13 protein-coding genes are annotated in these 13864 nt (G+C 69.0%); 6 read left to right on the top strand and 7 right to left on the bottom strand.

Annotated features, from left to right (window positions below; translation table 11 throughout):
* Window positions 1-57 precede the first annotated feature (57 nt).
* The gene (locus Ga0609869_RS05985; protein ID WP_245972281.1) at window positions 58-522 is read right to left on the bottom strand and encodes an Lrp/AsnC family transcriptional regulator; all 465 of its coding nucleotides are present in this window, start codon (window positions 520-522) and stop codon (window positions 58-60) included.
* Window positions 523-653: 131 nt separating this feature from the next.
* Here Ga0609869_RS05985 and ald point away from each other — a divergent pair, with 131 nt between their 5' ends.
* On the top strand, window positions 654-1772 hold the full coding sequence (gene ald / locus Ga0609869_RS05980) for an alanine dehydrogenase (RefSeq protein ID WP_125405607.1): 1119 nt from the start codon (window positions 654-656) through the stop codon (window positions 1770-1772).
* A gap of 172 nt (window positions 1773-1944) precedes the next feature.
* Here ald and Ga0609869_RS05975 read toward each other — a convergent pair whose 3' ends face one another.
* Window positions 1945-2523 carry a YqgE/AlgH family protein gene (locus Ga0609869_RS05975; protein WP_245972282.1) on the bottom strand — a complete coding sequence of 193 codons (579 nt, stop codon included), beginning with the start codon at window positions 2521-2523 and terminating at the stop codon, window positions 1945-1947.
* Between the two features lie 123 nt (window positions 2524-2646).
* Here Ga0609869_RS05975 and Ga0609869_RS05970 point away from each other — a divergent pair, with 123 nt between their 5' ends.
* Complete coding sequence (locus tag Ga0609869_RS05970; RefSeq protein WP_245972284.1) at window positions 2647-3450, top strand: protein-disulfide reductase DsbD domain-containing protein; 804 nt, start codon at window positions 2647-2649, stop codon at window positions 3448-3450.
* 84 nt (window positions 3451-3534) lie between these two features.
* Here Ga0609869_RS05970 and Ga0609869_RS05965 read toward each other — a convergent pair whose 3' ends face one another.
* The 5 genes from Ga0609869_RS05965 to Ga0609869_RS05945 form a co-directional block, all read right to left on the bottom strand.
* A complete protein-coding gene (locus Ga0609869_RS05965; RefSeq protein WP_125405612.1) occupies window positions 3535-6969 on the bottom strand; it encodes an efflux RND transporter permease subunit in 3435 nt (1144 codons plus the stop codon).
* A gap of 3 nt (window positions 6970-6972) precedes the next feature.
* Window positions 6973-8439 (bottom strand): efflux RND transporter periplasmic adaptor subunit, encoded by a 1467-nt coding sequence (locus Ga0609869_RS05960; protein WP_125405615.1) that lies wholly within the window; start codon window positions 8437-8439, stop codon window positions 6973-6975.
* 97 nt (window positions 8440-8536) lie between these two features.
* Entirely contained in the window at window positions 8537-9079 is a 543-nt protein-coding gene (moaB, locus tag Ga0609869_RS05955; protein ID WP_125405618.1) for a molybdenum cofactor biosynthesis protein B, read from the bottom strand.
* A 3-nt stretch (window positions 9080-9082) separates the two neighbouring features.
* Complete coding sequence (locus Ga0609869_RS05950; protein ID WP_125405621.1) at window positions 9083-9706, bottom strand: LysE family translocator; 624 nt, start codon at window positions 9704-9706, stop codon at window positions 9083-9085.
* Window positions 9707-9709: 3 nt separating this feature from the next.
* Window positions 9710-10489, bottom strand: coding sequence for a uracil-DNA glycosylase (locus Ga0609869_RS05945; RefSeq protein ID WP_125405623.1), 780 nt, complete (start codon window positions 10487-10489; stop codon window positions 9710-9712).
* 102 nt (window positions 10490-10591) lie between these two features.
* On the opposite strand from Ga0609869_RS05945, the gene Ga0609869_RS05940 reads away from it, so the two are divergent.
* Genes Ga0609869_RS05940 through plsY form a run of 4 tightly spaced genes read left to right on the top strand, consistent with a single transcriptional unit; the run spans window position 10592 to window position 13861 of the window.
* A complete protein-coding gene (locus Ga0609869_RS05940; protein ID WP_125405625.1) occupies window positions 10592-11548 on the top strand; it encodes an aspartate carbamoyltransferase catalytic subunit in 957 nt (318 codons plus the stop codon).
* A complete protein-coding gene (locus Ga0609869_RS05935; RefSeq protein WP_125405628.1) occupies window positions 11541-11975 on the top strand; it encodes a hypothetical protein in 435 nt (144 codons plus the stop codon). Before Ga0609869_RS05940 ends, Ga0609869_RS05935 begins: the two co-directional genes overlap by 8 nt.
* The gene (gene pyrC, locus Ga0609869_RS05930; protein ID WP_125405631.1) at window positions 11972-13249 is read left to right on the top strand and encodes a dihydroorotase; all 1278 of its coding nucleotides are present in this window, start codon (window positions 11972-11974) and stop codon (window positions 13247-13249) included. The genes Ga0609869_RS05935 and pyrC overlap by 4 nt, the downstream gene beginning before the upstream one ends.
* Window positions 13250-13252: 3 nt before the next feature.
* Entirely contained in the window at window positions 13253-13861 is a 609-nt protein-coding gene (plsY, locus tag Ga0609869_RS05925) for a glycerol-3-phosphate 1-O-acyltransferase PlsY (RefSeq protein WP_125405634.1), read from the top strand.
* Window positions 13862-13864 lie beyond the last annotated feature (3 nt).

Raw genomic sequence — 13864 nt, 5'->3', positions numbered from 1 at the left:
CGTCGGTCTCTTGCCATGGCAAGGGCGCGGCGGCAAAGCCCGCGCTGTCGCGCCCGGTCAGACGGGCAGGGCGGTGGTCTTGAACACGGTCCTGAGCGCAAAGGACGACTGCATCTGCGCAACGCCGGGCAGACGGGTCAGGTGCTGGCGATGGATGCGGGCGAAATCCTCGCTGTCGCGCGCCACGACCGTGAGCAGGTAATCGGCGCTGCCCGCCATCAGGTGGCATTCCAGCACGTCCGGAATGCGCGCCACCTCGCGTTCGAACGCGTCGAGAATGTCGTCGGCCTGGCCCGACAGCGTGATCTCGACGAAAACGGTGGTGGGCCGCTCGACACGCCGCGCATCCAGCAACGCGACATAGCCGCGGATGACGCCCGCCGCCTCCAGCCGCGCAACGCGGCGGTGGCAGGCCGAGGGCGAGAGGTTGACCCGCTCGGACAGCTCGGCATTGGAAATGCGCCCATGCTTTTGCAGGACGGCCAGAATGCGCCTGTCGGTGGTGTCGATTTCGCCGTTCACGCAGGATCCTTCGATGTTTGCGGCCATGCTTGCACGATTTGACCGCCAGTCAACCGGAGCGGCGGCGGATTTTCAAAGCATTTGCCCGCGTCCCGATTAATGCTGGTATCGGGACAAGAGGGAGGAACGACATGCTGATCGGGTGCCCGAAAGAGATCAAGGCGCAGGAATACCGCGTCGGGCTGACGCCCAACGCCGCGCGCGAGGCCGTGGCCCATGGCCACGAGGTGCTGATCGAGGCCGGCGCCGGGGTCGGCGCGGGCTTTCCCGACGAGGATTACCGCGCCATCGGCGCCGGCGTCGTGGACGGGCCGGAAGAGATTTTCGCCAGTGCCGACCTGGTGGTGAAGGTGAAAGAGCCGCAGGCGAAAGAGCGCGCGATGCTGCGCGAGGGGCAGGTGCTGTTCACCTATCTCCACCTCGCCCCCGACCCCGCGCAAACGCGCGAATTGATGGCCAGCGGCGTGACCGCCATCGCCTATGAGACCGTGACCGATTCCGAGGGCGGCCTGCCGCTCCTGGCGCCGATGTCAGAGGTCGCCGGGCGGCTGGCCGCGCAGATGGGCGCCTGGGCGCTGCAAAAGGCCAATGGCGGGCGCGGCACGCTGATGGGCGGTGTGCCCGGGGTGGGTCCCGCCAATGTGGTGGTGATCGGCGGCGGCGTGGTCGGCACCAACGCCGCGCGCATCGCCTCGGGGATGGGCGCCCATGTCACCGTGCTGGACAGGTCGCTTTCGCGCATGCGCTATCTCGACGACGTCTTCGGCGGGCAGTTCGGCACGCGCTATTCCTCGGCCGGCGCGCTGGCCGAGTTGCTGGGCGATGCCGATCTGGTGGTGGGCGCGGTGCTGATCCCCGGGGCCGAGGCGCCCAAGCTGGTGCGCCGCGACGACCTTGCGGTGATGAAACCCGGCGCGGTTCTGCTCGACGTGGCGATCGACCAGGGGGGGTGTTTCGAAACCTCGCGCCCCACCACCCATGACGACCCGATCTACGAGGTCGACGGGATCATCCACTATTGCGTGGCCAACATGCCCGGCGCTGTTGCGCGCACCGCGACCATCGCGCTGGGCAACGCGACGATGCCCTACATGCTGGCGCTTGCCGACAAGGGCTGGCAGGCCGCCTGCGAGGACGACCCGCACCTTCTGGAGGGGCTCAACGTCCACGGTGGGCACCTGACCTACTACGCCGTGGGCCGCGCCCAGGGCATAGACGTGCTGTCGCCGCATCTCGCGCTCAAGGCGTGATGCGGCAAGGCGCCCGTCGCGCCTTGGCTGCGCATTGTGCTGGACGGGTATCAGGCGCGCGCGATCCTCGGCGGGGATGATTTCCGCAACCTGCCCGCCTATCTCGCACGGTTTCTCGAATGCGAGGCCGTTCAGTGCGGTCTGGTGCAGCCGCCGCGGGACGAGGCCGGGCTCAGGCCCGCCCGGCGGCCGCCGACAGCACCAGGGGGTCGATCCCTAGGGTGGCCAGCGCGCGTTCCCACTTGCGCCCGTCCTCGGTGCCAAAGACGATATCGGGCGCGGCCTCGCAGGTCAGCCAGCCGTTTTCGCGGATTTCGCCCTCCAGTTGACCGGGCCCCCAGCCGGCATAGCCCAGCGCCAATAGCGAGGCCTGCGGCCCGTGCCCCTGGGCGATATCCTCAAGAATATCCAGCGTGCCGGTCATGCCAAAGCGCGAATCGACCCGCAGCGTCGAGGCGCTGTTCGAGCGGTAATCGCCCGAATGCAGCACAAAGCCCCGGCCATGCTCGACCGGTCCGCCGAAATGCACCCGTATGTCGCGCGTGCGGTCGGTCTTGGGGATTTCGAGCTGCGCCAGCAGGTCGCCAAAACTAAGCTCGTCCATGGGCTTATTGACGATCAGGCCCAGCGCGCCGTCGTCGGAATGGGCACACATGAACACCACGCTTTTGTCAAAGCGCGGGTCGCCCATGCCCGGCATGGCGATCAGCAGCTTGCCGCCAAGCTGCATCGGATGCGACGTCGATGCCATGCCCCAAGGATGAAGCCGCGCCCCCGCCCGTGCAAGGCAGCGCGACAAAATTCACGTGGCCGTCGCCCGAATGTGATTTCGTCTCGGCGCGCCGCTGCCTATTTTGGCGGGATGATGGATCGCATGCTCAAAGCTGTGGCGGCCCCGGCCGTTCTTGTCGCCCTCTTCTCGGTTCCCGCTCAGGGGGGCAATCCCGGCGACGGGGTAATCACGGCCGAGCTCTTGCCCGGTTGGCAGACCGAGACCGGCACCCACATGGCCGGGCTGCGGCTGAAAATGGCGCCGGGGTGGAAGACCTACTGGCGCGCGCCGGGCGATGCCGGCATTCCGCCGCGCTTTGATTGGCGCGGGTCCGACAACATGCGCGCGGCGCGGATCTACTGGCCGCGGCCGGACGTATTCGACAGCAACGGGATGCGAACCATCGGCTATCACGGCCAGGTAGTGCTGCCGGTCGAACTGACGCCGCGCGATCCCGACCAGCCGCTTGGGCTGGCCCTGTCGGTGGATCTGGGCGTGTGCCAGGACATCTGCATGCCCATGACGCTGGACGTTTCGGCCAGCCTTCCCGGCGCAGGAGAGACCGCGCCGATTCGCGCCGCGCTGGCCGCGCAGCCCGAAACCGCCACCCAGGCCAAGCTGGGCGATGTGCATTGCGACATCGACCCGATTTCGGACGGCCTGCGCCTGACCGCCGAGATCGACGTGCCCTCGCTCGGCCGCGGCGAGGCGGTGGTGTTCGAGTTGCCCGACCCCTCGATCTGGGTGTCCGAGGCTGATCTTCGGCGCGAGGGCGGCCGGCTGATCGCCAGCAGCGACCTCGTGCCCGTCACCGGCACGCCCTTTGCGCTGGACCGCTCCAGCGTGCGCATCACCCTGTTGGGCAGCGCACGGGCGATCGACATACGCGGCTGCACGGGGCGCTAGCACCGCCGCGGCTGGCGGGAACACTCTGTCACAGGTTGTCATGCTTGCGGCCCGCGCCGTGCCTTGCCGCCGTTATCAGGCGTCTTACCCGGTTTCGGCGGTCGCCGAGGTGGATCTGGACGCGCCGCGCCGGCGCAGCCCGATTGCCAGCGCCGCCAGGAAATAGACCACCGTCAGCGCCAGCGCCACCGCCGCCAGGAACAGCCCCAGCGCGGCGAGCATCGCCGGCGCCGCGGCCAGAGGCGGCAACGCGCCGGTCAGCGCCGCGGGCAGGGCGCCCGTGACGAGGGTGTGGCCCAGCGTTGCCGCGAAGATCAGCCCCACCAGCGCCGCCGCGCTGCCGGCCAGCAGCGCCAGCCCGCGCACCCGGCGCGGCGCGCGCAGCGCCTTGCGGTAGGCGCGCACCTGCTTGCCCACGTCCTGCTGCATCGCCAGCAGCGCCGGCACCACCAGCAGCACCAGCACCATTCCGAAGCCCAGCCCGTAGACCAGCGTGATGACGGTGGGTTTCAGGAATTGCGCCTGCTGCGACTGCTCGTAAAGCAGCGGCGACAGGCCCAGCACCGTGGTCAGCGTCGTCAGCAGAACCGGTCGTAGACGGTCGCAGGCCGCGTCGATTATCGCGGGCGTCAGCCCGCGGGTTTCGGCGTATTCGTCCACCGTCGTCACCAGCACGATGGAATCGTTGATGATGATCCCGGCCATGCCGATCAGCCCCACGACCGAGAACATCGACAAGGGCACGTCCCAAAGGTTGTGGCCGTAGATCGTGCCCACCAGGCCGAAGGGGATGATCGCCATAACCACCGCCGGCCGCGTCCAGCTGGAAAAGATCCAGGCCAGCGTCAGGTAGATGCCCAGCATGGTCAGCACGAACCCGGTGCGGGCATCGCGCAGGAACTCGTTCTCCTGCTCGGCAAGGCCCGACATCTGCCAGGCGACGCCGTGCTCGGTCTCGATCTCGGGCAGGATCGTCTCTTCCAGCGCCTTCATGATCTCGGCGGCGCGCGCCGGGTCGTCCTCGGAGATATCGCCGGTGACCGAGACCACCCTCAGCCCGTTTTCGCGCCGGACGGTGGAAAACCCCGTGCTCCGTTCGACGGTGACGATATCGGACAGCAGCACATAGGCACCCGAGGGCGCGCGCAGCTGCATCCGGTCGAGGAAATCGGCGGTCAGCTCGCCCTCGGGCAGCTCGACCCGGATCTCGGCCGAGCGCGGCCCGTCGGGATAGGTCGCCGCCTCGATCCCGTTCAGCCGGTGCCGCAGAACGCGGCCGAGTTCGTCCATGGAAAACCCGAGTGCCGAGCCCTGGGGCGTCAGGTCGAGCACCAGCTCTTCCTTGTCATAGGCCATGCTGTCCTCGACCGCCGAGACCTCGGGGTATTGCGCCACGGCGCTCTTCAGCGCCTCGGCGGCGGATTTCAGGGTGTCGGACCCGGCGCCGTAGAACTCGACGTCCAGCGCATCGCCCCCGGGCCCCGAGCGCCAGCCGCGAAAGCTGACGGTCTCGGCCATGGGATGCTGGCGCACCTCGTCCTGCAGCGCGCCGACGAATTCGAACGACGAATAGGGGCGCAGGTCGGCGTCGATCAGCTCGATCGCGATCGAGCCCAGCAGATCGGCCTCCTTTGTGTCGGCGCCCGATAGCCCGCGGCCGGTATTTCCCCCCACCTCGGCGATCACGTAGTCCAGCGGGTTGCGCCCGTGTTCCTCTTCATAGCTGTCGGCAACGGCCTCGGCGGCGCGCTGCATCTCTGCCATCATCGCCATCGTGTCGGCACGGCTGGCGCCGGGCAGCATTGCGAAATTGCCCGAGACCGAACTTTGCTCGGGCGCGTTGAAAAACCGCCAGGTGACGTCGCCCCGCAAAAACACGGTGATCTGGCTGGCCAGCACCAGAACGGTCAGCGCCAGCACCGGGTAACGCGCCCAGATAACACCCGCCATAAGCCGCCGGAAGATCACCCGGCGAAACCACGTGAAGCCCCGGTTCACAAAGCGCGAGGGCCAGTCGTACCAGTGTTGCTTGGCCGAATGGGTCAGCGCGTGGGCCATGTGGTTGGGCAGGATCAGAAAGCATTCCACCAGCGAGGCCAGCAGAACGGCGATCACCGTGAACGGGATGTCGGCGATCATGTTGCCCATGCGCCCGCCGATGGCCACCAGCCCGAAAAAGGCGATCACAGTGGTGATGGTGGCGGAAAACACCGGCGCGGCCATGCGGCGGGCGGCGTTCTCGGCGGCCTCGACCGGCCCTTCGCCCAGCCGCCGGGCACGGAAATCGGCGTGTTCGCCCACCACGATTGCATCGTCCACCACGATGCCCAGCGTGATGATCAGTGCGAAAAGCGAGATCATGTTCAGCGTGATCCCTGCCGCGTACATCAGCGCGATCGTGGCCAGCATCGCCACCGGAATGCCCGCCGCCACCCAGAAGGCGGTGCGCGCGTTGAGGAACAGAAACAGCAGGGTGACGACCAGCACCAACCCGGTCAGCCCGTTGTCGAGCAGGATATCCAGACGGCCCGAGATGTATTCGGCACGCGTTCGGATCAGATCGACGCTGACATCGGCGGGCAGGGTGGCGGTGAACGCGGCGGCGACGTCTTCGACCTGGTGCTGGATCGAGATCGCGTCGCCCTTGTCCGACCGGTCGATCCGTACCGAGATCGCCGGGTTGTCGCCGACGAAATAGGCACGCTCTCGGTCCACTCCCTCGACGCGGACATGGGCCACATCGCCGATGGTCAGCGCCGATCCGTCCTCGTTCGAGCGCAGGACAATGGCTGCGATCTCGTCGGCGCCGCGCTTGGCCACGCCGGTGCGCACCCGCGCGTTGGCCCCGGTCACGTCGCCCGCTGGCGCGGTGTCGGCCTCGGCCTCGATGGCCGCGGCGATCTCGGCCATGGTCACGTCGTTTCGGATCAACTCGGACGAGGGCACCTCGACGATGGTCTCGGGCGCGGCAAGGCCGCGGATCGTGGTGCGCGTCACGCCCTCGGCGAACAGCCGCGCGACGAACTCGTCGGCAAATCGGCCCAGTTGGTCGGGGCCCACGGGCCCGGTGATCACGACGTCGGTCACGCGGTCGCGCCAGGCGCCCCGGCGCACCTCGGGCTCGTCGGCCTCGTCGGGCAGGGTGGTGACGGAATCCACGGCCGCCTGAACGTCGTCCGCGGCGCGGGACATGTCCCAGCCCGGCTCGAATTCCAGCGAGATGCTGGCGCTGCCTTCTCTGGACCGGGCCGAGCTTTCCTCGACCCCCTCGACGGCCATAAGCGTGGGTTCCAGCACCTGCACGATGCCGGCATCCACGTCCTCGGCGCCGGCCCCCTCCCAGGCGACCGAGACCGAGACACTGTCGATGATCACGTCGGGGAAGAACTGGGCGCGCATTCGGGGCGCCGCCGACAGGCCCAGCGCGATCAGGACCACCAGCACCAGGTTGGCGGCGGTGCGGTGACGGGTGAAATAGGACAGGACCCCGCCTGCGCCTTCGGCGATGCGTCGGGCCATCGCCTAGCCCCCCATCCGGCTTTCGATCCGTTCGACCATGCGCGCGGGCACGCGGTCTTGCGAAAGCTGCGCCTTGACGCGGGCCTTGGCCTCCTGCGGCATGCGCGCGTTCGACTCGACCAGGTCGATCAGCCGGGCCCGGCGCTCGGGGGTGAGTTCCACCATCGCCGGGCTCGCCGCCTCTGCCGTCTCGGCGGCGGCCCCCGGGCGGATCGGGCGGATCTTGATGCCTTCGCCCAAGAGCGGCGAGCGTTCGGTCACCACCTCGCGGCCGTAGACCGCGGGCGCACGGACGATCACGTCATCGCCCTCGCGGCGCAGCAGCGCGACCTCGGCCACCTCCAGCCGGTCGTCCTCGCCCAGCACCAGCACGGTGCCCGCGGCATCCACCGCCGTGGCCGGCAGCCGTGCCACGCCGTCGAGCGCGGGTTCCTCGATCCGCACGGTCACGAAATCGCCGGGGCGAAAGCCCGGCGCCGCGTCGAGCCGCGCAAACAACAGCCGCCCGGTCTGTCCCTCTGCCACCGCGCCGCTCTCGCGCGAGATCGTGCCCCGCGCCGTCAGATCGGCCCCGAACACGTCGAGCGTGACGGCCACCTCGACCGGCAGCAGCCGCCCGGCCTGGTCGATCAGCCGCGAATATTGCGACGTCGAGACCCGGAAAGAGACCTCCAGCGCGTCGGCGTCGATCAGGTCGGCCACCCTTTCATTATTGGCGACCAGCCCGCCCTCGACCAGGGTCACGTCGCTGAGCGTACCGGCGAACCCGGCGTAAAGCTCGGTATCGGCAAGGCTGCGTTCGGCCTCCGACAGGTTGATGCGCGCGCGCTCGACACGGGTCGTGGCGGTGTCGATGCCTGTCTCTGACTGGGCCACCGATTGCCGGCCCGAGACCACCGCCTGCCGGGCCGAAACCGCGGCGAGTTCAACCTCGTCCACGGCCGCGTCGGTGCCAAAGCCGCGCGCCTGCAGATCCTTCTGCCGCTCAAGCGCCCGCTCGCGCAGCGCGGCCTGCGCCTCGGTCGCGGCCAACTCGTCGCGGGCAAGCTCCAGCGTGCGGCGGGCATCGCGCAACTCGGCCTCGGCATCGGCCAGATCGGTGCGCGCCAGTTCCAGCGCCGATTGCGCATCGGCCGGATCGACCCGAAGCAGCAGATCGCCCTTGTCCACATGCCCGCCTTCCTCAAAGGCCGGGTGCAGCTCGACCACGGTGCCGGTGGCCTTGGCGCGCAACTCCAGCGTGCGGCGGCTGCGCACCTCGCCAAAGGCGGTCAGCACCGGCACCACCCGCCCCGGCTGAACGGTGACGACATTGGCCGCGAAGACGCGCTCGCGTGCGGGGCGCTGGGGCGACTCTTCGGACAGCCGCGCCTGGATCGCCGAATAAACCGATTGCCCGGCATAGGCGAAAATGCCCAAAGTCACGGCGATCAGGAACAGCCCCACCAGGCTGCGGCGCAGAAATCGCATGTTTCGTCATCCTTCCCGGCCGGGAAAAGCAAGCCTGCTAGGTAGATAGGGTTACACGCCCCATCCTCCAAGCACGGTGCTGTTACGCGCGGCCCGGCTATTTCCGTCGCTGATGCTCGTCCAGCCGCGGAAATATCTCGACGAAGTTGCATGGCCGGTGGCGGTAGTCGAACTGCCATTTCAGGATCTCGTCCCATGCGTCGCGGCAGGCGCCGGGGCTGCCGGGCAGCGCGAAGAGGTAGGTGCCCAGCGCGACGCCCCCCGTCGCGCGGCTCTGGACCGCCGAGGTGCCGATCTTTTCCATCGACACCAGGGTAAAGACGGTGGCGAAGGCCTCGATCTCTTTTTCGTAGACGTCGCGGTGGGCCTCGACGCTCACGTCGCGCCCGGTCAGCCCGGTGCCACCCGTCGAGATGATGACATCGACATTCGGATCGGCGCACCACGCGCGCAGGCGTTCGGCGATGGTGTCTCGCTCGTCGGGCACGATCTGGCGGGCGGCGATGACATGGCCCGCGCCCTCGATCCGCTCGACCAGGGTCTGGCCCGAGCGGTCGTCCTCGATCTGGCGGGTATCCGACACGGTCAGCACGGCGATGCGGACCGGCACGAATTCCCGGCTATTGTCGATGCGCGACATCTCTCAGCTCCTCTGCAAAAGGGCCAGCCGCAGGGCCAGCCCGGTAAAGATTGCGGCCGTGACATAGCCCAGCCCGCGCTGCACCGCGCGCGAGCCTGTGAGCAGCCGCCGCGCGCCCCCGGCGAAGACGCCCACCGCACCGTTGACGATCAGCCCGCCCAGCGCCAGCACGGCGCCAAGGGTCACGAACTGCGCCAGGACCGCGCCGTTGGCGGGGTCGATGAATTGCGGCAGGAAGGCGAGCACGAAGAGGATCACCTTGGGATTGGTCAGGTTGACCGCCAGCGCCTCGCGGAACGCGCGGGCCGGTGCCACGGCCGGCAGGTCGGGCGCGGCGGGGCCTTGCCTGAGCGTAGCGGCCGCCAGCCACAAAAGATACGCCACCCCCGCCCAGCGGATCGCATCGAAGAGCCAGGGCCGCCCGGCGATCAGCGCGGCCAGCCCCAGCCCCGCAAGCGCCCCATGCACCAGCACCCCCAGTGCGATGCCCGCATCGGCCGCCAGCGCCGCGCGGGGCCCGCCGCGCAGCCCCTGGCCGAGGCAGAACATCATGTCCGCCCCCGGCGTGAGGTTCAGCGCCAGCGCGGCGGGCACGAAGGCGGCGAGCGTCAGCAAATCGACCGGCACCGCTCAGCCCCCTCTCAGCCGGGCCTGCACCATCAGCAGGTCGTGCCACGCCTCGCGCTTGGCATGGGGGTTTCGCAGCAGGTAGGCCGGGTGGAACATCGGCAGCGCCGGGCGGCCCAGCGCCTCGGCCCAGTGGCCCCTCAGCCGGGTGATGCCCTTGCGACCCAACAGCGCGCCGCAGGAATGGTTGCCCATCAGCACCAGCACCTCGGGGTCGGCCAGTGCCACGTGCCGTTCGACAAAGGGCAGCATCATCGCCGCCTCTTCGGGTTTCGGGTCGCGGTTCTGGGGCGGGCGCCAGGGCAGGACGTTGGTGATGTAAAGCGCGTGCGCCGGGTCTTGGGCGGCGCGGCTCATGCCGATGGCGGCGAACATCAGGTCCAGCAACTGCCCCGCCCGGCCGACGAAGGGCTTGCCCTGGATGTCCTCGTCGCGCCCGGGCGCCTCGCCGATGATCATCACCCGCGCCGCGGGGTTTCCGTCGGCGAAGACCAGGTTTTTCGCGCCGCGCTTCAACTCGCACATGTCAAAGGCGCCCAGCGCGGCCGCCAGCGCGGGCAGATCGGGCGCGGCCGCGGCCGCGTCGCGGGCCAGCGCCACCGCGTCTGCCGCGTGCGGGGCGGCCGGAGGCGGCGGCGCGGGGGGCCTTGGCGCGCCCGCCCGTTCGGGCACGCCCGCGGCAAAGCGGTCGATCGGCTCATCGCCGATCGCCTCTGTCGCGCCCAGCTCGATCTGCCATTCCAGCAGGGCAAGGGCGGTTCGGGAATCCATCTCCGGCTGCATCGCTTCAGACTATGCGCCCCACGGGGGCGCGGCAATGCCATGCCGCGCCTTGCCCGCCCGCCACGCCCTGCCTATAAGCGAGCCGACCAGGTCGGAGGCCCCATGACATTCCGCGCCCGCCATCTTTTGGGGATCGAGCACCTCAAGCCGGACGACATCCGCTGCATCCTGGACCTGTCCGAGCATTACGTCGGGCTGAACCGCCAGCCGGTGAAACATGCCGACGCGCTGGAAGGGCTGACCCAGATCAACATGTTCTTCGAGGCCTCGACCCGCACCCAGGCCAGTTTCGAGCTGGCCGGCAAGCGGCTGGGCGCGGACGTGATGAACATGGCGATGCAGGCCAGTTCGCTGAAAAAGGGCGAGACGCTGATCGACACGGCGCTGACGCTGAACGCCATGCACCCCGACCTCTTGGTGGTGCGCCACCCGCAGTCCGGCGCCGTCGACCTGCTGGCGCAAAAGGTGCATTGCGCGGTGCTGAACGCGGGCGACGGCCGGCACGAACACCCCACACAGGCCCTGCTGGACGCGCTGACCATCCGTCGCGCCAAGGGCCGGCTGCAACGGCTGACCGTGGCGATCTGCGGCGACATCGCGCATAGCCGTGTGGCGCGGTCCAACATCCTCTTGCTGGGCAAGATGGAAAACCGGGTGCGCCTGATCGGGCCGCCAACGCTGATACCGGCGCGGGCCGCCGAGTTCGGGGTCGAGGTCTATGACGACATGAAAGAGGGGCTGGCGGGGGCCGACGTGGTGATGATGCTGCGCCTTCAGAAAGAGCGGATGGACGGCGCCTTCATCCCGTCCGAGCGGGAATATTATCACCGCTTCGGGCTGGACGCCGACAAGCTGGCCTTTGCCAAGGACGACGCCATCGTGATGCACCCCGGCCCGATGAACCGCGGGGTCGAGATCGACGGGACGCTCGCCGACGACATCAACCGTTCGGTCATCCAGGAACAGGTCGAGATGGGCGTGGCCGTGCGCATGGCGGCGATGGACCTTCTGGCGCGCAACCTGCGGGCGACCCTCAGCCAGGGTGCCGGCCATGTATGAGACCAACGTCCGCGCCCCGCTGGAACCCGGCGAAACCGTGCTGGAAAGCTTTCACGCCGACCGGCGCGTCTATATCCGCGACCATGTCATCCTCGCCGCGATCGGCGCGGTCGGCACGATGGGGGTACTGGCCCTGATGGGCAATCCCGACTGGTGGGTGGGCAGCATCGCAGCGGTGGCGGCCATCGCGGTGCGTGGCTTTTACCTGGCATCGGAAGATGTGCACGCCCGCTGGGATCTGACCCAGGATCGGCTGCTGGGCCCCCAGGGCCGCGCGGTACGGCTGGATCAGGTCGCCAAGCTCAACAGCCTCGGCAGCGCGATCCAGATCGTGACCAAGGGCGGCGACAAGCACCTGATGAAATACCTCGCCGACAAGCCGGCGGCCAAGGCCCGACTCGAGGCGGTGACGGGGGTGGCGCGGTGAGCGTTCTTCTGACCAACGCAAGGCTGATCGACCCCGAGGCCGGGACCGAGACCAAGGGCGCGCTGCTGATCGAGGACGGGCGCATTGCCGCCTTGGGCCCGCAGGTCGATGCGCCCGCGGGAGCCGAGACCGTCGATTGCGCGGGCATGTGCCTTGCCCCTGGCATCGTCGATGTCGGGGTGAAGGTGTGCGAGCCGGGAGAGCGGCACAAGGAAAGCTTTCGCTCGGCCGGGCTGGCCGCCGCCGCCGGGGGCGTGACCACGATCGTCACGCGGCCCGACACGCTGCCGGCCATCGACACGCCCGAGGTGCTGGAATTCGTCACCCGCCGCGCGCGCGAGGCGTCGCCAGTGCGGATCAAGGCCATGGCCGCGCTGACCAAGGGCCGCGAAGGGCGCGAGATGGTCGAGATCGGCTTCATGCTGGATGCCGGCGCCGTGGCCTTCACCGATGGCGACCGGGTGGTCGAGAACACCAAGGTTCTCAGCCGCTGCATGACATATGCGCGCGGTTTGGGCGCGCTGGTCATGGCCCACCCGCAAGACCCGGTGCTGTCGGCCGGCGCCGCGGCGACCAGCGGAAAATTCGCCTCGCTCAAGGGTCTTCCGGCGGTCTCGCCGATGGCCGAGCGGATGGCGCTGGACCGCGATCTTGCCCTGGTCGAGATGACCGGGGTGAAATACCATGCCGACCAGATCACCGCCGCCCGCGCCCTGCCGGCGCTGGAGCGTGCCAAGGCCAACGGTCTGGACGTGACCGCGGGCGTGTCGATCCACCACCTGACGCTGAACGAGCTGGATGTCGGCGACTACCGCACCTTCTTCAAGGTCAAGCCGCCGCTGAGATCCGAGGACGACCGCAAGGCGCTGGTCGCCGCCGTGGCCTCGGGGCTGATCGACGTGATCTCGTCGATGCACACCCCCCAGGATGAGGAAAGCAAACGCCTGCCCTACGAAGAGGCGGCCAGCGGCGCGGTGGGGCTGGAAACCCTGCTGCCGGCGGCGATGCGGCTCTATCATGCCGGGGGCATCGGCCTGCCACAGCTCTGGCGGGCGCTGTCGCTGAACCCGGCGCGGCGGCTGGGGCTGGAAACCGGGCGGCTGGGCGTCGGCGCCCCGGCCGACCTGGTGCTGTTCGACCCCGACGCGCCCTTCGTTCTCGACCGTTTCACCTTGCGCTCCAAATCCAAGAACACGCCCTTTGACGGGGCCAGGATGCAGGGCCGCGTGCTGGGCACATGGGTCGCCGGCCGGCGTGTCTTCGGCGGGGTCTAGGCGATGCCTCCGTTCGACACCCCTGTGCTGTTGCTCGCCCTTGCGGCGTTTTTGGCCTACCTCCTGGGCGCGGTGCCCTTCGGCATCGTCATGGCGCGGCTCTTCGGGCTGGGCGATCTGAGGAAGATCGGGTCGGGCAATATCGGGGCCACCAACGTTCTGCGCACGGGCAACAAGCTGGCCGCGGCGCTGACGCTGGTGCTGGACGCTGGCAAGGGCGGCATCGCGGTACTGCTCGCCCGCGCCCTGCTGGCTGAGGACGCGGCGCAGATCGCGGGGCTGGCGGCGTTTCTGGGCCACCTCTTTCCGGTCTATCTGGGATTCAGGGGCGGCAAGGGGGTCGCCACCTTCCTGGGTACGCTCCTGGCGCTGGCCTGGCCCGTGGGGCTGGCCGCCTGCGGTAGCTGGCTCGCCGTGGCGCTGGCCTTGCGCTATTCCTCGCTCGCGGCACTCGTGGCCGCGGCGTCTGCACCGGTCTGGGCCCTGGCGCTGGGCCGGGCAGAGACGGCGGTGCTGACGCTGTGCCTGGCGGTGCTGATCTACATCCGCCACGCCGCCAACATCCGCCGCCTCTTCGCCGGCACCGAACCGAGGATCGGGAAAAGAGGCTGAGGC

Origin of the sequence: Rhodovulum iodosum, assembly GCF_041020385.1 — a bacterium.
Lineage (GTDB): Bacteria > Pseudomonadota > Alphaproteobacteria > Rhodobacterales > Rhodobacteraceae > Rhodovulum > Rhodovulum iodosum.
The sequence above is the reverse complement of the archived record's forward strand: the minus strand, read 5'-3'. Positions and strand labels throughout refer to the sequence as shown.

Coding starts and splice junctions, on each gene's coding strand:
- Ga0609869_RS05940 (WP_125405625.1), top strand. CDS start 10,592: ATGACATTCCGCGCCCGCCATCTTTTGGGGATCGAGCACCTCAAGCCG.
- Ga0609869_RS05945 (WP_125405623.1), bottom strand. CDS start 10,489: ATGCAGCCGGAGATGGATTCCCGAACCGCCCTTGCCCTGCTGGAATGG.
- Ga0609869_RS05965 (WP_125405612.1), bottom strand. CDS start 6,969: ATGGCCCGACGCATCGCCGAAGGCGCAGGCGGGGTCCTGTCCTATTTC.
- plsY (WP_125405634.1), top strand. CDS start 13,253: ATGCCTCCGTTCGACACCCCTGTGCTGTTGCTCGCCCTTGCGGCGTTT.
- Ga0609869_RS05975 (WP_245972282.1), bottom strand. CDS start 2,523: ATGGCATCGACGTCGCATCCGATGCAGCTTGGCGGCAAGCTGCTGATC.
- Ga0609869_RS05960 (WP_125405615.1), bottom strand. CDS start 8,439: ATGCGATTTCTGCGCCGCAGCCTGGTGGGGCTGTTCCTGATCGCCGTG.
- moaB (WP_125405618.1), bottom strand. CDS start 9,079: ATGTCGCGCATCGACAATAGCCGGGAATTCGTGCCGGTCCGCATCGCC.
- Ga0609869_RS05970 (WP_245972284.1), top strand. CDS start 2,647: ATGCTCAAAGCTGTGGCGGCCCCGGCCGTTCTTGTCGCCCTCTTCTCG.
- ald (WP_125405607.1), top strand. CDS start 654: ATGCTGATCGGGTGCCCGAAAGAGATCAAGGCGCAGGAATACCGCGTC.
- Ga0609869_RS05935 (WP_125405628.1), top strand. CDS start 11,541: ATGTATGAGACCAACGTCCGCGCCCCGCTGGAACCCGGCGAAACCGTG.